The sequence below is a fragment of the Bradyrhizobium sp. HKCCYLRH3059 genome (assembly GCF_051168035.1).
Classification (GTDB): domain Bacteria; phylum Pseudomonadota; class Alphaproteobacteria; order Rhizobiales; family Xanthobacteraceae; genus Bradyrhizobium.
Genome location: NZ_JBNPUF010000008.1, coordinates 316,763 through 333,865, shown reverse-complemented (window position 1 = coordinate 333,865; position 17,103 = coordinate 316,763). Strand labels below are relative to the sequence as shown.

The following is a 17,103-nucleotide window of genomic DNA, read 5'->3' as shown; positions in this document are numbered from 1 at the left end:
CCTGCCGGCCTCCTCGACGTCCTCAGCGATTCAGCCAAGCGATCCAGCCGTTCATGCGTTTCACGTCCCTGGTTGTCGAACTGATCCGCGCAAGGCCGCGGCTGGTCGTCGTCATCGTGGTGCTGTGCCAGGCCCTGATGTGGCTCGGCGTGGCCATGCTGTTCTATCGCAGCCCGCCCGGCCAGCTTGCCACCACCATCGCGTTCGGACGCGAGTACCAGGTCGGCACCGATCTCGGGCCGCCGCTGTCGTTCTGGCTGTCGGACGTCGCCTATCGCCTTGCCGGCAATCATCTGCTCGGCGTCTACGTGCTGGCCGTGCTGTGCTCGGCGCTCAGTCTGTGGGTGATGTATCTCCTGGCGGCGGCGATCGTCGGCGGCCAGCAGGCGGTGCTTGCCGTGCTGCTGACCATGACCATCACCGCGTTCGGTGCGCCCACGCTGGAATTCGGTCCGGAGGTGCTGGCGCGTCCGCTCTGGGCGCTGCTGCTGCTGCATAGCTGGCGGATTCTCGGCGAGGGCCGGCGCAACGCCTGGTTTGCCTGGTCGATCGAGGCCGGCCTGCTGCTGCTGACCACGCCGGCCGCCGCCGGCCTGCTGCTGCTGATCGCGGGCTTCGTGGTCTCGACCGCGCAGGGCCGCCGCGTTCTGCGCTCGTTCGATCCGCTGTTCGCGCTGCTCGTGGTGGTGGCGCTGGCGCTGCCTTATCTCATCTTCGTGCTGCGTTCCGACAGTGTAGGCTTACCGGCGCTGCCCGTTCTCGCCGAGCTCTCGGCGCGCGCCTGGCATTGGCTCGCGCTGGCGGGGGGGCTGCTGCTGGCGATCTCGGCCGTGCTGCTGCTGGTGCTGCTCGACGCCGGCTGGATCAATCGCGGCGAGACCGATGCGCCGATCATCTATCGCCGCTCGGTGCCGCCGCTCGCGCGCGACTTCGTCTATTGCTTCGCGATTGCACCGGCGCTGGCCGGCAGTCTGATCGCCGGCCTGTTCGGCCTCTCGACCGTGTTCGGCGGCACTGCCGTGACCCTGACCATGGTCGGCCTTGCCCTGGTGGTCGCGTCGGGTGATCTGATCTATCTGCGGCGGCAGCGGCTGCTGCGCCTGGTCTGGGCGGTTGCGATCGCCGCGCCCGCCATCCTCGCGGCGGGCAGCGCTGTGGTGCTGCCGTTGCTCGGCGACCGCGAGGTCGCGACGGCGATGCCGGCCCGCGACATCTCCCGTTTCTTCGTCGAGAGTTTTGAGCGCCGTACCAACCAGCCGCTGCAGGCGGTCGCCGGCGATCCGCAACTCGCCAGCCTGGTCGCGCTCGGCCGCCGCCGCGCGCATCTGTTCCTCGATGCCACCCCGCAGCGGACGCCCTGGGTCATGCCGGCCAAATTCGCCGAGAGTGGCGGCGTCGTGGTATGGCGCGCCTCCGACACGGTCGGCACCCCACCGCCGGAGATCGCCCAGCGCTTTCCTGGGCTGGTGCCGGAGGTGCCGCGCAGCTTCGACTGGCTGATCAATGGCCGCCAGCCGGTGCTGCGCATCGGCTGGGCCATCGTGCGGCCGAAGGGACCGTAGCGCTTTCCATAAGCCGTCATTGCGCGGAGCGAAGCGACGAAGCAATCCAGAGGCTTGGGCGGGATTCTGGATTGCTTCGCTTCGCTCGCAATGACGCGGAGAGAGTTCGGCTCAGACCGCCATCACCTTCGCGATCGCGCGCAGGTCCTGCCAGGACAGCCGCTTGTAGGACGGCGAGCGCAACAGATAGGCCGGGTGGAAGGTGGCGATCGCGCGGATGGTGCGCTTGCCGGTGTCGTAGTCGCGCCATTTGCCGCGCGTGCGCATGATGCCCTCGGTGGTGCCGAGCAGCGCCTGGGTCGACGGGTTGCCGAGCGTCACCAGCACGTCCGGATCGACCAGCTCGATCTGGCGGCGGATGAACGGCAGGCAGATCTGCGTCTCCTGCGGCGTCGGCGTACGGTTGCCGGGTGGGCGCCAGGGAATGACGTTGGCGATGTAGACCTTGCTGCGGTCGAGCCCGATCGCGCCGATCATGCGGTCGAGCAGCTTGCCGGAGCGGCCGACGAATGGCAGGCCCTCGATGTCCTCGTCGCGGCCGGGCGCCTCGCCGACCAGCATGATGCGCGCCTGCGGATTGCCGTCGGCGAACACCAGTCGCGACGCCGTCTGCTTCAGTGCGCAACCGTCGAAAGTCTCCAGGAGCTCGCGCAGCGCCTCCAGGGTCGGCGCTGTCAGCGCCGCCTCGCGGGCCGAGGCGACGGCCGCTTCCGGCGGAGGCGGCGGTTCGCCGCGCGGCGCAATGATCGCCGGCGCGGATAGCCGGCCGGCTTGCGGCGCCGCCGCCGGACGGGCGGCAGGAGCGGCAGGGGATGCGGCCTCAGGCTCCACCAGCCGGTTGATCGGCTCGTCGGCCAAGGCGCAATCGACCCCGGCCTCCAGATAGAAGGCGAGCAGTTGGCGGACGTCGGGGAGGGGCTCGGGGGTCATCATGATCGATCGTGGCAACAATGTACGCCGCCTCGGCGCATGGCGGAATGCATTTCGGTGGTTGTCCTGCCCCGAAAAATCGGAAACAAGAGCTTGGAATAACCCAAAAAAGGGACGGAACGCCCTAGTGTTCCGGCGCCAGCGTTCGCTCCCCCTCAGGACCAGCCCATCAGCGAACCGCCGGCGCCTCCAGGAACCCTAGTTAAGTCATTGTTGCTGTTGCAGCTCCGGGTTTGACCTTTGCACGCGCCAGGGGGATGCAAAGGTCAAATCCACTGCACCGGCCGGGCCTGAGATTGAGAGACATGAGCACCGAAGAGTTACCTCCGCGCGAATCCATGGAGTTCGACGTCGTCATCGTCGGCGCCGGCCCGTCGGGCCTGACTGCCGCGATCCGGCTGAAGCAGCTCAATGCCGACCTCAACATCGTCGTGGTCGAGAAGGGCTCCGAGGTCGGCGCGCACATTTTGTCTGGGGCGGTGATCGATCCGGCGGCGTTGGACAAGCTCATCCCCGACTGGCGGTCGGACGAGGATTGCCCGCTGAAGACCCAGGTCAAGGTCGACAAGTTCTTCTGGATGACCGAGAGCAGCGCGATCTCGCTGCCGGGCTTCGCGATGCCGCCCTTGATGGACAACCATCATTGCTACATCGGCTCGCTCGGAAATGTCTGCCGCTGGCTGTCGCGCAAGGCCGAGGCGCTCGGCGTCGAGATCTATCCGGGCTTCGCGGCCACCGAGGTGCTGTATGACGAGCAGGGCGCGGTGCGCGGCATCGCCACCGGCGACATGGGCATCGGCAAGGACGGCAAGCCGAAAGCCTCGTTTACGCGCGGCATGGAGCTGCTCGGCAAGTACACGCTGTTCGCCGAGGGCGCGCGCGGCAGCCTGTCCAAGCAGCTGATTTCGAAGTTCGCATTGGACGCCAAGAGCGAGCCGGCGAAGTTCGGCATCGGCCTCAAGGAAGTCTGGCAGATCGATCCGGCCAAGCACCAGAAGGGCCTGATCCAGCACTCGTTCGGCTGGCCGCTCGACATGAAGACCGGCGGCGGCTCGTTCCTGTATCACTACGACGACAACCTCGTTGCGGTCGGCTTCGTCGTCCACCTGAACTACGATGATCCTTATCTGTCGCCGTTCGAGGAATTCCAGCGCTTCAAGACCCATCCCTCGATCCGCGGCGTGTTAGAGGGTGGCAAGCGGCTAGCCTACGGCGCGCGCGCGATCACCGAGGGCGGCTACCAGTCGGTGCCGCGGCTGTCGTTCGCCGGCGGCGCGCTGATCGGCTGCGCCGCGGGCTTCGTCAACGTGCCGCGCATCAAGGGCGTGCACAACGCGATGGGCAGCGCGATGCTCGCGGCCGAGCACGTCAATGCCGCGCTCGCATCCGGCCGTGCCAATGACGAGCTGGTCAGTTACGAGAACGCCTGGCGCGGCTCGCCAGTCGGCGAGGATCTGTTCAAGGTTCGCAACGTCAAGCCGCTATGGTCGAAGTTCGGCACGGTGCTCGGCGTCGCGCTCGGCGGCTTCGACATGTGGTGCAACACGCTCGGTTTCTCGTTGTTTGGCACCCAGTCGCACGTCAAGCCCGATCGCGCCACGCTCGATCCCGCCAAGGCGCACAAGCCGAAGCCGGCGATGAAGCCGGACGGTAAGTTGACCTTCGACCGGCTGTCCTCGGTGTTCCTGTCGAACACCAATCACGAGGAAGACCAGCCGGTGCATCTGAAGGTCGCCGACATGGCGCTGCAGAAGAGCTCCGAGCACGACGTCTATGCCGGGCCGTCCAACCGCTATTGCCCGGCGGGCGTCTACGAATGGGTCGAGGAGGGCACCAGCCCGCGCTTCGTGATCAACGCGCAGAACTGCGTCCACTGCAAGACCTGCGACGTCAAGGATCCCAACGGCAACATCACCTGGGTTCCTCCGGAAGGCGGCGGTGGGCCGAACTACGAGGCGATGTAGCCTCGTATAACGCACGATTGCGTGAGTCGGCTGCTCCGGGGAGGGCAGCCGGCCACGATACGGCCATACTGGCGCGGTTTGACGCAGGTCACCTTCGCCAAAGGGGCTCCCGGCTGACCCGAATATCCTGCAGATCCTTGCGGTTGGCCGCCAAACGCGGCATTGTCGGCGCCTTGAAGAGCTGCCGATCGGGTTCGTGTCCGTACCGATCCGTCATTTCCAACAACCAGAGCGCACCGTGATGTTGTCAATTCGCAATCGCTGGACCGCAATTGCCGTTTCTGCCTTGCTGATCCCCGGTGCCGTCCTGGCCCAGACGCCGGATCATCCTGCGGACAACGCCGCAAAATTTCCGACCGGCGTCGATCTGAAGTCGCTCACCACGTCGGGCAGCTATCTGGCGGCCCGCCACGCCAGCGTCGAGCGCGACGCGGCCTCGGCGGCGGCGTTCTACCGCTCGGCGCTACGCAGCGACCCGAAGAACAACGAGCTGCTCGACCGCGCCTTCATCTCCTCGGTCGCCGATGGCGATATCGACGAGGCCGTGAAGCTGGCCGAGCGCGTGCTCACGATCGACAAGTCCAACCGCATCGCGCGTCTCGTGGTCGGCGTGCAGGACATCAAGCAGAAGAAATACGCTGCCGCCCAGACCAACATCAACCAGTCGGTGCGCGGGCCGATCACCGATCTCGTCGCCACCCTGCTGTCGGCGTGGGCCGCGGCGGGCGCGGGCGATTCGAAGGCCGCCGTCGCCAATATCGACAAGCTGACCGGTCCCGAATGGTATCCGCTGTTCAAGGATCTTCATGCCGGCATGATCCTGGAGCTGGCCGGCAAGGAGAAGGACGCCGGCACGCGGTTCGAGCGCGCCTACAAGCTCGACGATTCGATGCTGCGCATCACCGAGGCCTATGCGCATTGGCTGTCGCGCAACAAGGATGCGGCGGCGGCGACCGCGATCTATGAAGCCTTCGACAAGAAGCTCGCGCGCCATCCGCTGGTGCAGGAGGGGCTGCGCGACACCAAGGCCGGCAAGAAGCTGCCCTCGCTGGTCGATTCGCCGCAGGCTGGCGCCGCCGAGGCGCTGTACGGCATCGGCGCGACGCTGAGCCGCCGCGGCGGCGAGGATCTGGCGCTGGTCTATCTACAGCTCGCGCTGCACCTGCAGCCGAGTCATCCGCTGGCGCTGCTGTCGCTCGCCGATCTCTATGAGACGGTGAAGAAGCCGCAGATGGCGATCAAGGTCTATGAGCGGGTGCCGGCGAGCTCGCCGCTGAAGCGCAATGCGCAGATCCAGTTGGCGACCGATCTCGACAGCGCCGACCGCAGCGACGAGGCGATCAAGATCCTCAAGGACGTGATTGCACAGGATCCGAAGGACCTGGAGGCGATCATGGCGCTCGGCAACATCGAGCGCGGCCGCAAGAAGTTCGCCGATTGCGCCAAGACCTATTCGCTCGGCGTCGATTCGCTGCCCGCCAACAACGACAAGGCCAACAGCGTCTATTACTATTATCGCGGCATCTGTCTCGAGCGCTCCAAGCAGTGGCCGAAGGCCGAGGCCGACATGCGCAAGGCGCTCGAGCTGCAGCCCGACCAGCCGCACGTGCTGAACTATCTCGGCTATTCGTGGATCGACCAGGGCGTCAATCTCGACGAAGGCATGAAGATGATCAAGCGCGCGGTCGAACAGCGCCCGGACGACGGCTACATCGTCGATTCGCTCGGGTGGGCCTATTTCCGCATCGGCAACTACGAAGAGGCGGTGAAGAACCTCGAGCGCGCGATCGATCTGAAGCCCGAGGATCCGACCATCAACGACCATCTCGGCGACGCCTATTGGAAGATCGGCCGCAAGCTGGAAGCCAAGTTCCAGTGGGCTCATGCCCGCGACCTGAAGCCCGAGGCCGAGGAGTTGCCGAAGATCGAGGCCAAGATCCAGAACGGCCTGACCGACGATCCAGCGCCGGCCGCGGCGAGCAACGACAGCAAGGACACGCCGTCCGACGCCAAGAAGGACGACGGCAAGGGCGGCTAGGTCGCCCTGATCACGAGGTGAGAGCCATCACGGGCTCCTCGGCTTGCCGGGGAGCCCGGATGATTTTGATGAAGCGTGTGGCGGTGCCGGCCACGTTCGTTTCGGCCGCTGGCCGAGCGCGATACCGGATCCGCCACCGAACATGCTGGGGGCATTGCGCCGATGTTGGCGTCCACGGTCACCGGTGCGCTGCAGGAGCAGGGGCGCGCCAAGGTCAATCTGACCCTGCGGGTCGTCGGCCGCAGGGTCGACGGCTACCATGATCTCGAAAGCGTCGTTGCTTTCGCCGACTGCGCGGACCAGCTTACGCTGGTGCCGGGCCCGGAGCTGAGGCTGACGACAACCGGGCCGCTCGCGGAGGCCTGCGGCGAGACCACGGACAATCTGGTGCTGAAGGCGGCGCGGCTGCTTGCGGAGGCCGTTCCGGGCCTGAAGCTTGGCGCCTTCACGCTGGAGAAGGTGCTGCCGGTCGCCGCCGGCATCGGCGGCGGCTCGGCCGATGCCGCAGCGGCGCTGCGGCTGCTGGCGAAGCTGAATGGCCTGTCGCTGGACGACCCGCGCCTCACTGCGGTAGCCTTGAAGACCGGCGCCGACGTGCCGGTTTGCGTGCCCTCGCGCGCCTGCACCATGACCGGCGTCGGCGAGAACCTGCAGCCGCTCGCGCTTCCCGTCCTGCCCTGCGTGATGATCAATCCGCGCGTGCCGGTGGCGACCAAGGACGTGTTCCAGGCGCTCGGCCTCAAGCCGGGCGATCTGCTGGTCGGCGTGACGGATGTTCTCACGGCGCCGTCCTGGCCGAAGGCCGGTGCCACCATCGCCCATTGGGGCGCCGCGCTCGACCAGGTGAAGAACGATCTCGAGCCGCCAGCCTTGAAGGTGCAGCCGATCATCGGCACCGTGCTCGACGCTCTCCGTGCGAGCTCAGGCGTGCTGCTGGCACGCATGTCCGGCTCTGGCGCCACATGCTTTGCGATCTACGGCAGCGAGGTCGAGGCGAAGGCCGCCGGCGCAGAGATCGCCGTCGCGCACCCCGAATGGTGGGTGCATGCGGGGACGTTGAGTTAGTCGTAATTACTTACTAGCGGCGAGCGGCTTCCCGATACAGCGCCCTCTTCCCTTGTGGGAGAGGGCATCGCCGGCTCATCCACGTACTGGGTTGGGTGAGGGGCATCTGTCCGCGGACGCCGCGCTTGCTGAGGCATACCCCTCACCCAAGCGAGCTTGTTGCTCTGTCCTGCATGCCCTCTCCCACAAGGGGCGAGGGCGCATTAACGCACACCGCCTGCGCCGGGGCATGACATCACGAAGGGCAGGCCCAGGTTCGCCAACTAATGCGACCTGGCCAAACAGAACGCCACCACCTGCTCGAGCGCGGTCTTCATCGGTGACGCCGGAAACAGCGCCAGCGCGTCGACGGCCATGGCGCCGTAGTGATGCGCGCGGCTGATCGTGTCCTCCAAGGCGCGATGCTTGTTCATCAGCCCGATCGCATGGTCGAGATCGTGATCGCTGATCTCGCCGCGCTCCAGCGCCTTGATCCAGAAGGCACGCTCGCTGTCGCTGCCGCGGCGGAACGCCAGCACCACCGGCAGCGTGATCTTGCCCTCGCGGAAATCGTCGCCGACATTCTTTCCGAGCTTGGCGGCCTTGCCGCCATAGTCGAGCACGTCGTCGACGAGCTGGAAGGCGATGCCGAGATTCATGCCGAAGGACCGCGAGGCGGTCTGCTCGGCCTTGGGCCGATCGGCGAGCACCGGCCCGACCTCGCAGGCCGCGGCGAACAGCTCGGCGGTCTTGCCGCGGATCACGGCGAGATATTCGTCCTCGGTGGTTGCAGTGTTCTTGGCGGCGGCAAGCTGCATCACCTCGCCCTCGGCAATCGTGGCGGCGGCGGCCGAGAGAATGTCGAGCGCACGCAGCGAGCCGACCTCGACCATCATGCGGAACGCCTGGCCGAGCAGGAAGTCACCGACCAGCACGCTGGCCTCGTTGCCCCACAGCATGCGCGCCGACAATTTGCCGCGGCGCATTTCGCTCTCGTCAACCACGTCGTCATGGAGCAGCGTCGCCGTGTGCATGAACTCGACGGCCGCGGCCAGCTTGACGTGACCGTCGCCGGTGTAGTCGGTGAGATGCGCCATCGCCAGCGTCAGCATCGGCCGCAACCGCTTGCCGCCGGAGGAGATCAGGTGGTTTGCGACCTCCGGGATCATCGTGACGTCCGAGCCGGTGCGCGACAAAATCGTAGCGTTGACCCGTTCCATGTCGGCTGCGACCAGCGCGACCAGCCCATCGATGGAGGCTCCCGATGGACTCTCGAAAGGTACGATAACCGCCACTCTGGTCTCCGATTTTGCTATGCTCGAAACGACAATAGAAACTGCGGCCGCAGGCGGCAAGGGCAGACACGGAACCTTGACCCAAGCCTGGTTGACCGAAGCCCTTCTTGACCCAAGCCCTTCTTGACCCAAGCCCGCATGGAGACATAACGATTGAAGGAATTGGTTCGGACCAATGATATCGTGCTGGTTTCGGCGATCGGGGCGCTGCTCGATGGCGCCGACATCCATCACCTCGTCCTCGATCAGAACATGAGCATCATCGAGGGCTCGCTCGGCATCCTGCCGCGCCGGATCCTCGTGCATGAGGACGACAATCTCCAGGCCCGGCGGCTTCTCACCGACGCCGGGCTGGCGCATGAGCTGCGCCCTGATGAGTGACGCTGTCGACATCTCCGAGGACGCCGTGCTCGGCGGCCAATTGCGGCTGCGGCAGCCCACGACGGGCCATCGCGCCGGCCACGACGCAATCCTGCTGGCGGCGGCGACGGCCGCGCGTTCGGGCGAGCGGGTGGTCGATCTCGGTGCCGGCGTGGGGACGGCCGGGCTGGCCTTGGCCCGGCGCGTGGGCGGTCTCGGCTTGACGCTGGTCGAGCGCGAGCCGGATCTGGCGCGCCTCGCGCGCGACAACGCACGCGCCAATGCCTTGCCCGCGGAGGTCGTGGTGCTGGACGTCGCCGCGGACGCGGCTGCTTTCGCGGCCGCAGGGCTCGGGCCCGACAGTGTCGACGTCGTGCTGATGAATCCGCCGTTCCACGATGCCGCGCGTCACCGTGCCTCGCCCGACGCCGCGCGCGCGACCGCGCACATGGCAACGGCGACGACGTTGGAGATCTGGACGCATGCCGCGCGGCGGATGCTGAAATCCGGTGGCGTGCTGACCTTGATCTGGCGGGCCGATGGTTTGAGCGGGGTTGTCGCGGCGCTGGCGCGCGGCTTCGGCAGTCTTGCCGTTCAACCGGTTCACGGCCAAGCGGGCAAGCCGGCGATCCGTATCCTGGTCAGGGCCGTTAAGGGAGGGCGGGCGCCGACCCAGCTTCTCGCCGGAGTGGTGCTGAATGAGGCGGCAGGCGTGCCGAATGACGAGGCCGTGCGGGTGCTGTCGGGGCAGGGGGCGCTGGCCTTGAGCACCCCCTGAACGGTTGGTCGTGGTCGGGCGTTATTGCGTCTGAGCTTCGGACTGGCGTTCGGTTACCGTCGTGAACCGGATCGCAGTCAATAGAGTACCGATCAGCAGCATCAACAGGTAGACCTTCATGGATTCCTCCGCCGCACTCTGCACCTTGGCTCGCCGTGCGATTGCCCAGGAGATTGCAAGGCTCGTTCCAGCCCTTTGAATGGCAGCGGCGCGATAAAAAGTGGTTAATCCGAGGTAACAGGATGGTGGACAATTTGACACAACCCAGCGATGCAGCCGGGCTCTTCGATCGGCTGAAGGCGCTGCTTCCGGCGCGGCTGCGCGGCGTACCGGTGGTACCGGTCGTCCGCCTGTCCGGCGTGATCGGCGCGGTGACGCCGCTGCGGCCGGGCCTGACGCTTGCGGGCGTCGCCAAGGTGCTGGAGCGCGCCTTCTCCATGCGCAACGCCAAGGCGGTGGCGCTGGTGATCAATTCGCCCGGCGGCTCGCCGGTGCAGTCGCGCCAGATCTACTTGCGCATCCGTCAGCTCGCGGCGGAGAAGAAGCTGCCGGTGCTCGTGTTCGTCGAGGATGTCGCGGCCTCCGGCGGCTACATGATCGCCTGCGCCGGCGACGAGATCTTCTGCGATCCGTCCTCGATCCTCGGTTCGATCGGCGTGGTCGGCGGCTCGTTCGGGCTGCAGGACCTGATCAAGAAGATCGGCATCGAGCGCCGGCTGTATACGGCCGGCGAGCACAAGGCGATGCTCGATCCGTTCCTGCCGGAGAATCCCGACGACGTGGCGCGGCTGAAGAAGATCCAGCGCGAGATCCACGCGCTGTTCATCTCGCTGGTCAAGGAGAGCCGCGCGACCCGGCTGAAGGGCGCCGACGATGTGCTGTTCACCGGCGAGTACTGGGCCGGCGACAGCGCCGTCACGCTGGGGCTGGCGGACGCCATCGGCGACCTCCGCGCCGTCCTGCGCACCCGCTTCGGCGACAAGGTTGCAACGCCTGTCGTGGCGCCGGCGTCCGGCCTGTTGTCGGGTCTGCTCGGCCGCCGCGCCGCGGGCGCCGGCAGCCTGGGATTCGGCTGGACGGGGTTGGCCGAGGAGGTGATCTCCGCGGCCGAAACCCGGGCGATCTGGGCCCGCTTTGGGTTCTAGACTGGGGGCGCGCCATTTCGCCCCTCGCAATCCGGATTGCGGGGGGAACCGGGATCGGCGACAATGGGATTCGGGGTGGCTCTGTTCATGAACGAGGATCGACCAATGCCGCCGTTCGTTGCTTTCGCGGGTATGCTGGGCGGGCTTGCCGTGGTTCGCTGGGCCTACAAGGCCGCGCAGAAGATCAACCGCGAGCTCGAAGAGGCGCGGCTGTCGCGCGTCGCCGAGGCCGCACAGGCTGCCGAGATCAAGACTCTGCGCCGCGATCCCGTCACGGGCGCCTACCGGCCGGGCTGACGCGAGCCGCTGATCTTCGAACGACGGCACGTCGCCGCCGTTCGGAGACCCTATTGCCTTGATTCCTGATGGTCCCGCCGATACGGTCCGCGCGCTTTTCCGACGCCTGCGAAAGACCGATATCGACGATGGACTCGCTGCCTCCGCACATGCGCCCCGAACGTTCGTTCCAGGGCTTCATCCTGGCCCTGCAACGGTTCTGGGCCGAGCAGGGCTGCGTGATCCTGCAGCCCTACGACATGGAGATGGGGGCAGGCACCTTCCACCCGGCGACGACCTTGCGCGCGCTCGGGCCGAAACCGTGGAATGCCGCCTACGTGCAGCCGTCGCGGCGGCCGAAGGACGGCCGCTACGGCGAGAACCCCAACCGGATGCAGCACTACTACCAGTTCCAGGTGATCATGAAGCCATCGCCGCCGAACCTTCAGGAGCTGTACCTGAAGTCGCTCGGCGCGATCGGCATCGACGCCGCCGTGCACGACATCCGTTTCGTCGAGGACGATTGGGAGAGCCCGACGCTGGGCGCGTGGGGGCTCGGCTGGGAGTGCTGGTGCGACGGCATGGAGGTGTCGCAGTTCACCTATTTCCAGCAGGTCGCGGGCTTCGAATGCGCGCCGGTCGCGGGCGAGCTCACCTACGGCCTCGAGCGCCTGGCGATGTACGTGCAGGGCGTCGACCGCGTCTATGACCTCAACTTCAACGGCCGCGACGGCGACACCAAGGTCACCTATGGCGACGTCTTCCTGCAGGCCGAGCAGGAATATTCGCGGCACAATTTCGAGCATGCCGACACCGACATGCTGTTCGAGCAGTTCAAGATGGCCGAGGGCGCGTGCCGCAAATATCTCGCCGCAGGCTGGCAAGAAAATGCAAAGCTGGGTAACCGCCGGGAGCATCAGATGGCGTTGCCGGCCTACGACCAGTGCATCAAGGCCAGCCACGTCTTCAACCTGCTCGACGCCCGCGGCGTCATCTCGGTCACCGAGCGCCAGAGCTACATCCTGCGCGTCCGCGAGCTCGCCAAGGCCTGCGGCGAGGCCTGGCTGCATACGGAAGCGGGCGGGGCGGGAGTTTGAGTCAATATCGACGCGGGAAGTGACTCTTCACCCTCCCCTGGAGGAGGAGGGTCGGCACGCGATCGAGCGAAGCGAGATGCGTGCCGGGGTGGGGTGATCTCTCGGCTCGGGCACTGTTGATGATGGATAGACTGTCACCCCACCCCGATTGCTCATGCTTGCGCATGAGCAATCGACCCTCCCCCTCCAGGGGAGGGTGGCACTGCGCTGGTGGGTGGAAGATGTGATCACCCTCACTTGGTGGAGGATTGATCGCAGGCGAGCGGAGTGGGGTGAAGGTGCCAGATGGGCAAACGGCCGATCAGCGACTTCAAACGCCGAACCGCGAAACGGCTGCGCGAAAACACGACGGCGGCCGAAGACATTCTGTGGCGTCACCTGCGGCGCCTCGAGATCGAAGGGACCCATTTCAGATGACAGGTCGTCATCGGTCCCTACGTTGCAGATTTTGCCTGCCTGGCCCGTCGCCTCATCATCGAGGTGGACGGCTCGCAGCACGGAGAGGATGCGAACATCCAGCGCGACCAGGCCCGGACGCGCTGGCTCAACTCGGAAGGCTATCGCGTTTTGCGATTTTGGAACAACGACGTTATGACCAGGACTGAGGCGGTGCTCGAAGCCATTCACACGGAGATCGCGGTCACCCCACCCCGCCTGCCCTTGGCAGGCGACCCTCCCCCTCCAGGGGAGGGTGGTTCTTCGTGCAGAGAGACTTGAGATATGCCTGATCTTCTCCTCGAACTGTTCTCCGAAGAAATCCCCGCGCGCATGCAGGCCAAGGCGGCCGACGATCTGCGCCGCATGGTGACCGACAAGCTCGTCGCCGAGGGCCTCGTCTATGAGGGGGCCAAGGCGTTCGCGACGCCGCGGCGGCTGGCGCTGACCGTGCACGGCATCCCGGCGCGGCAGGCTGATCTCAAGGAGGAGCGCAAGGGCCCGCGCGTCGGCGGCGCCGATGCCGCGATCCAAGGCTTCCTCAAGGCCACCGGCCTGTCCTCGATCGAGGAGGCCACGATCCAGCGCGATCCGAAGAAGGGCGACTTCTACGTCGCGCTGATCGAGAAGCCCGGCCGCGCCACGCTCGACGTGCTCGCCGAGATGCTGCCGGTGATCGTCAGGACCTTCCCCTGGCCGAAATCGATGCGCTGGGGCAAGCGCTCGGAAAAGCCGGGCGCGCTGAACTGGGTGCGCCCGCTGCACGCGATCACGGCGACCTTCGGCCTGGAAACCGAGGAGCCCGATGTCGTCAGCTTCGCCGTCGACGGTATCGAGGCGGGCCAGACAACATTCGGCCACCGCTTCATGTCGCCGTCGCCGATTTCGGTGCGCCGCCTCGAGGACTATGAGGCCAAGCTGCTCGACGCCAAGGTCGTGCTCGATCCTGACCGGCGCAAGGACACCATCGTTACCGACGCCAAGCAGCTCGCTTTTGCGCAAGGCTATGAGCTGGTCGAGGACCCCGTGCTGCTCGACGAAGTCGCGGGCCTGGTCGAATGGCCGGTGGTGCTGATGGGCTCGTTCGATCCGGAGTATCTGAAGGTCCCCGGCGAGGTGATCCGCGCCACCATCCGCAACAACCAGAAATGCTTCGTGGTGCGCGACCCCAAGACCGGCGGGCTGGCGCCAAAGTTCATCCTGACCGCGAACATCGAGGCGACCGACGGCGGCAAGACCATCATCGCCGGCAACGAGCGCGTCATCCGCGCCCGGCTGTCGGACGCGAAGTTCTTCTATGAGACGGATCTGAAGACGAGGCTCGAGGACCGCCTGCCGAAGTTCGAGCAGATCGTGTTCCACGAGAAGCTCGGCACACAGGCCGAACGCATCGCCCGCATCGAGAAGCTCGCCGCTGAGATCGCGCCGCTGGTCGGCGCCGATGCTGCGAAGACCGCGCGCGCCGCCAAGCTCGCCAAGGCCGACCTGCTCACCGAGGTCGTCGGTGAGTTCCCGGAAGTGCAGGGGCTGATGGGCAAGTACTACGCGCTGGCCCAGGGCGAGGACGCCTCCGTCGCCGCAGCCTGCGAGGAGCACTACAAGCCGCAGGGACCTGGTGATCGCGTGCCGACCGATCCGGTATCGGTGGCCGTGGCGCTCGCCGACAAGCTCGACACGCTGGTCGGATTCTGGGCGATCAAAGAAAAGCCGACGGGATCGAAGGACCCGTATGCGCTGCGTCGCGCGGCTTTAGGTGTGATCCGGATCATCTTGGAAAATAATCTCCGACTTCACCTCGCTAGTATCTGCGGGCCTTGGTTTTTCCAACTGGCTACGGCAATTCGCGCGCGCGAAGTGGGGAACGAAGTGAAGCAGGTGGAGAGTAGTGAGAAGCCTGGGTTCACTACGTTTGTTGTGCGGGTGGATGCGCAAACGTTTGGTAGACGCAGCGTCCCAGTGGCAGTTGTCGATCTCATCTCATTCTTCGCCGACCGTCTGAAAGTGCAACTTCGTGAGCAAGGCGCCCGGCACGATCTTGTCGATGCCGTTTTCGCGACATCACCTTCCCCTTGGTGGCGGTCGGATGCCGTGAGAAGTGGTGCAGCCAAACTCGATCTCATCGAAGCAGCCGGCAGCCAGGAGGCCCTGGATCGTGAGCCTCCGCCGGAAGAGGAGATGAAGGATGACCTGCTGATGGTCGTGCGCCGCGTCGAGGCGCTCGGAAAATTCCTCGAGACGGACGACGGCAAGAACCTGCTCGCCGGCACCAAGCGCGCGTCCAACATCCTCGCCATCGAGGAGAAGAAGGACAAGCGCAAGTTCGACGGAGCGCCCGATGCCGCGCTCTACAAGCTCGACGAGGAGAAGGCGCTGGCGAAGGCGATCGGCGAGGTCTCTGCGGAAGCGGGTGCAGCCGTCGCCAAGGAGGATTTCGCCGCAGCGATGCGCGCGATGGCGAAGCTGCGGCCGGCGGTCGATGCGTTCTTCGACAAGGTCAAGGTCAATGACGACGACGCCAAGAGCCGCGAAAACCGGCTGAAGCTCCTGAACGAAATCCGCAGCGCCACGCGCGCCGTTGCCGACTTCTCCAAGATCGAGGGCTGAGGATGGATCGTGTGACGCTCGCCGCCTATGATCATGGGGCGGCGGCGTTTGCCGCCGACTGGCACGCGCAGCCGGCACCGGCCGATCTGCACGACATCATCCTCCGCTTCTTCATCGCCGGTGGCCGCACCGCCGACGTCGGTTGCGGCAGCGGCCGCGAGGTCGGCTGGCTGAATGCCAACGGGTATCCTGCGGAAGGTTTCGACGCGTCGGAGGGACTGTTGGCTGAAGCGCGCACGCGCTATCCGAACGCGTCGTTCACGCGTGCCGAACTGCCCGCTCTCGCCAACATCGCAGATGCAAGCTTCGACAACGTGCTGTGCGAGACCGTGCTGATGCATCTCGATCGCAGCGACGTGGTGCCGTCAGTGCGGCGGATGCGCGCGATCACGAAGCCCGGTGGCGTCCTGTATCTGAGCTGGCGGGTGACGGAGCGGGCCGATCAGCGCGATGCCCACGGCCGGCTCTATGCGGTGGTCGACCTCGCAACCATCCGCGCACTCTTTGAAGCTGATACGAGCCTGCTCGACGAGGATGTGGTCAGCGCCTCCTCGGGCAAGGTCATCCATCGCCTGGTGGTGAAGACGGCTGCCTGAGCGCAAACTGCGCCCTGGCTCACAGCACGCGGCGTCGGTCGCCCTGGATCGCGTCGCGACGCTTGCGATGACGGCGAAAAAAGTAAGCCCCACCCGGCGGGGGGAACCGGGCAGGGCCTTTCACATCTGGCCGCTTGCGGGGGCGTTGGCGACCAAATGCAGCTCTATAACTACTCAACAACCTGAATGATCCGCCGGGATCGCGGTTCGACCAGAACAGTTTCGCCGTTGACCACGGTGTAACGGTAAGGTGTCGCACCGAAGCGCTGCGGGACGTCGTAATATGTAACACCGGACTCTGGCAGCACGGTGCCAACAACGACGCGATCGGGGATCACATAGTTGGGAACACGCTCGCGGACGACATATTCGCGAAACTCCGGCCGTCGCTCGACCGTGATCACTGGAGCGTCCTCCTCGACCACGACGCTGCGGCCGACGCCCGTGGTGTAGGATTGCGCCTGTGCGGCCGCCGGAATCACGAGTGCGGCCACGAGGGCGGCAAGGGTGAGATGGGTTCGCATGGACGGGACTCCTGAGCTGTTGATCGCTGAGAGAGACCGGCGCGCGCCGGCATCTGCTCCCAATGCCGGCAACAGGTCATCGTTCCGCGCAACGCCACGTGGAACCGGCGGCATTTTTGCGGCAGATCCAGCGGTGGGGGAACCGGAACTCGTGCCGTGCGTCTCCTATTCCGCCACGATGGGCCAGGATAAAGTCCGGCCAAATCGAATCGCCCCAGCCTCGTCCTTCAATCATTCAGAGCTCGTCGATGACCCTGACCGTTGCCCATATCTCGCCGATCATGTCCGTGATCGCCGGCGTCCTGATCCTTATCATGCCGCGCCTCTTGAACCTGATCGTCGCGATCTTCCTCATCCTGAACGGCCTGATCGGCATGGGCCTGCTGAAGTGGCTCCACTTCTAGTCCCAGGTTCTAGTCCCAAGGTCGGGAACCCCCGAGCTTGCGCCGCAGCGC

15 protein-coding genes and 1 pseudogene are annotated in these 17,103 nt (G+C 65.9%); 13 read left to right on the top strand and 3 right to left on the bottom strand.

What is annotated here, in order from left to right:
* Nucleotides 1-53: 53 nt before the first annotated feature.
* Nucleotides 54-1,562, top strand: coding sequence for a glycosyltransferase family 39 protein (locus tag ACQR13_RS25655; RefSeq protein WP_434863370.1), 1,509 nt, complete (start codon nucleotides 54-56; stop codon nucleotides 1,560-1,562).
* Nucleotides 1,563-1,673: 111 nt separating this feature from the next.
* Here ACQR13_RS25655 and ACQR13_RS25650 read toward each other — a convergent pair whose 3' ends face one another.
* Nucleotides 1,674-2,492 (bottom strand): uracil-DNA glycosylase, encoded by an 819-nt coding sequence (locus ACQR13_RS25650; protein ID WP_316167476.1) that lies wholly within the window; start codon nucleotides 2,490-2,492, stop codon nucleotides 1,674-1,676.
* A gap of 305 nt (nucleotides 2,493-2,797) precedes the next feature.
* Here ACQR13_RS25650 and ACQR13_RS25645 point away from each other — a divergent pair, with 305 nt between their 5' ends.
* From ACQR13_RS25645 to ACQR13_RS25635, 3 genes are all read left to right on the top strand, one after another.
* Nucleotides 2,798-4,456 carry an electron transfer flavoprotein-ubiquinone oxidoreductase gene (locus ACQR13_RS25645; protein ID WP_316188118.1) on the top strand — a complete coding sequence of 553 codons (1,659 nt, stop codon included), beginning with the start codon at nucleotides 2,798-2,800 and terminating at the stop codon, nucleotides 4,454-4,456.
* Nucleotides 4,457-4,697: 241 nt separating this feature from the next.
* A complete protein-coding gene (locus ACQR13_RS25640) occupies nucleotides 4,698-6,494 on the top strand; it encodes a tetratricopeptide repeat protein (RefSeq protein ID WP_434841221.1) in 1,797 nt (598 codons plus the stop codon).
* A 162-nt stretch (nucleotides 6,495-6,656) separates the two neighbouring features.
* Nucleotides 6,657-7,559 (top strand): 4-(cytidine 5'-diphospho)-2-C-methyl-D-erythritol kinase, encoded by a 903-nt coding sequence (locus tag ACQR13_RS25635; RefSeq protein ID WP_315826965.1) that lies wholly within the window; start codon nucleotides 6,657-6,659, stop codon nucleotides 7,557-7,559.
* 263 nt (nucleotides 7,560-7,822) lie between these two features.
* On the opposite strand, the gene ACQR13_RS25630 is transcribed toward ACQR13_RS25635, so the two are convergent.
* Complete coding sequence (locus ACQR13_RS25630) at nucleotides 7,823-8,833, bottom strand: polyprenyl synthetase family protein (RefSeq protein WP_315717243.1); 1,011 nt, start codon at nucleotides 8,831-8,833, stop codon at nucleotides 7,823-7,825.
* A 153-nt stretch (nucleotides 8,834-8,986) separates the two neighbouring features.
* Between ACQR13_RS25630 and ACQR13_RS25625 the strand changes: the two genes are divergently transcribed.
* The 8 genes and pseudogenes from ACQR13_RS25625 to ACQR13_RS25590 all read left to right on the top strand — a co-directional run bounded on the left by ACQR13_RS25625 (nucleotide 8,987) and on the right by ACQR13_RS25590 (nucleotide 16,124).
* On the top strand, nucleotides 8,987-9,214 hold the full coding sequence (locus ACQR13_RS25625) for a DUF2007 domain-containing protein (protein ID WP_006613556.1): 228 nt from the start codon (nucleotides 8,987-8,989) through the stop codon (nucleotides 9,212-9,214).
* Nucleotides 9,207-9,971, top strand: coding sequence for a tRNA1(Val) (adenine(37)-N6)-methyltransferase (locus ACQR13_RS25620; protein ID WP_315750427.1), 765 nt, complete (start codon nucleotides 9,207-9,209; stop codon nucleotides 9,969-9,971). The genes ACQR13_RS25625 and ACQR13_RS25620 overlap by 8 nt, the downstream gene beginning before the upstream one ends.
* Nucleotides 9,972-10,213: 242 nt before the next feature.
* Nucleotides 10,214-11,116 (top strand): S49 family peptidase, encoded by a 903-nt coding sequence (locus ACQR13_RS25615; protein WP_315717239.1) that lies wholly within the window; start codon nucleotides 10,214-10,216, stop codon nucleotides 11,114-11,116.
* 105 nt (nucleotides 11,117-11,221) lie between these two features.
* Complete coding sequence (locus ACQR13_RS25610) at nucleotides 11,222-11,413, top strand: hypothetical protein (RefSeq protein ID WP_315717238.1); 192 nt, start codon at nucleotides 11,222-11,224, stop codon at nucleotides 11,411-11,413.
* A 128-nt stretch (nucleotides 11,414-11,541) separates the two neighbouring features.
* On the top strand, nucleotides 11,542-12,489 hold the full coding sequence (locus tag ACQR13_RS25605; protein ID WP_434863369.1) for a glycine--tRNA ligase subunit alpha: 948 nt from the start codon (nucleotides 11,542-11,544) through the stop codon (nucleotides 12,487-12,489).
* A gap of 285 nt (nucleotides 12,490-12,774) precedes the next feature.
* Nucleotides 12,775-13,206: pseudogene (locus ACQR13_RS25600) on the top strand (endonuclease domain-containing protein).
* 3 nt (nucleotides 13,207-13,209) lie between these two features.
* Nucleotides 13,210-15,528: a glycine--tRNA ligase subunit beta gene (gene glyS, locus ACQR13_RS25595; RefSeq protein ID WP_434863368.1), complete on the top strand. Its 2,319-nt coding sequence runs from the start codon at nucleotides 13,210-13,212 to the stop codon at nucleotides 15,526-15,528.
* A 2-nt stretch (nucleotides 15,529-15,530) separates the two neighbouring features.
* Nucleotides 15,531-16,124, top strand: a complete 594-nt coding sequence (locus tag ACQR13_RS25590) for a class I SAM-dependent methyltransferase (protein WP_316175987.1) — start codon at nucleotides 15,531-15,533, stop codon at nucleotides 16,122-16,124.
* Nucleotides 16,125-16,294: 170 nt separating this feature from the next.
* Here ACQR13_RS25590 and ACQR13_RS25585 read toward each other — a convergent pair whose 3' ends face one another.
* Nucleotides 16,295-16,648, bottom strand: coding sequence for a DUF1236 domain-containing protein (locus tag ACQR13_RS25585; RefSeq protein ID WP_315717233.1), 354 nt, complete (start codon nucleotides 16,646-16,648; stop codon nucleotides 16,295-16,297).
* 248 nt (nucleotides 16,649-16,896) lie between these two features.
* On the opposite strand from ACQR13_RS25585, the gene ACQR13_RS25580 reads away from it, so the two are divergent.
* Nucleotides 16,897-17,052: a DUF3096 domain-containing protein gene (locus ACQR13_RS25580; protein WP_012042558.1), complete on the top strand. Its 156-nt coding sequence runs from the start codon at nucleotides 16,897-16,899 to the stop codon at nucleotides 17,050-17,052.
* Nucleotides 17,053-17,103: the final 51 nt, after the last annotated feature.

Bases quoted from the DNA above. Each gene is read 5' to 3' on its own strand.
- ACQR13_RS25610 (WP_315717238.1), top strand. From the start codon at position 11,222: ATGCCGCCGTTCGTTGCTTTCGCGGGTATGCTGGGCGGGCTTGCCGTG.
- ACQR13_RS25655 (WP_434863370.1), top strand. From the start codon at position 54: ATGCGTTTCACGTCCCTGGTTGTCGAACTGATCCGCGCAAGGCCGCGG.
- ACQR13_RS25590 (WP_316175987.1), top strand. From the start codon at position 15,531: ATGGATCGTGTGACGCTCGCCGCCTATGATCATGGGGCGGCGGCGTTT.
- ACQR13_RS25635 (WP_315826965.1), top strand. From the start codon at position 6,657: ATGTTGGCGTCCACGGTCACCGGTGCGCTGCAGGAGCAGGGGCGCGCC.
- glyS (WP_434863368.1), top strand. From the start codon at position 13,210: ATGCCTGATCTTCTCCTCGAACTGTTCTCCGAAGAAATCCCCGCGCGC.
- ACQR13_RS25640 (WP_434841221.1), top strand. From the start codon at position 4,698: ATGTTGTCAATTCGCAATCGCTGGACCGCAATTGCCGTTTCTGCCTTG.
- ACQR13_RS25605 (WP_434863369.1), top strand. From the start codon at position 11,542: ATGGACTCGCTGCCTCCGCACATGCGCCCCGAACGTTCGTTCCAGGGC.
- ACQR13_RS25585 (WP_315717233.1), bottom strand. From the start codon at position 16,648: ATGCGAACCCATCTCACCCTTGCCGCCCTCGTGGCCGCACTCGTGATT.
- ACQR13_RS25620 (WP_315750427.1), top strand. From the start codon at position 9,207: ATGAGTGACGCTGTCGACATCTCCGAGGACGCCGTGCTCGGCGGCCAA.
- ACQR13_RS25650 (WP_316167476.1), bottom strand. From the start codon at position 2,492: ATGACCCCCGAGCCCCTCCCCGACGTCCGCCAACTGCTCGCCTTCTAT.
- ACQR13_RS25615 (WP_315717239.1), top strand. From the start codon at position 10,214: ATGGTGGACAATTTGACACAACCCAGCGATGCAGCCGGGCTCTTCGAT.
- ACQR13_RS25645 (WP_316188118.1), top strand. From the start codon at position 2,798: ATGAGCACCGAAGAGTTACCTCCGCGCGAATCCATGGAGTTCGACGTC.
- ACQR13_RS25580 (WP_012042558.1), top strand. From the start codon at position 16,897: ATGACCCTGACCGTTGCCCATATCTCGCCGATCATGTCCGTGATCGCC.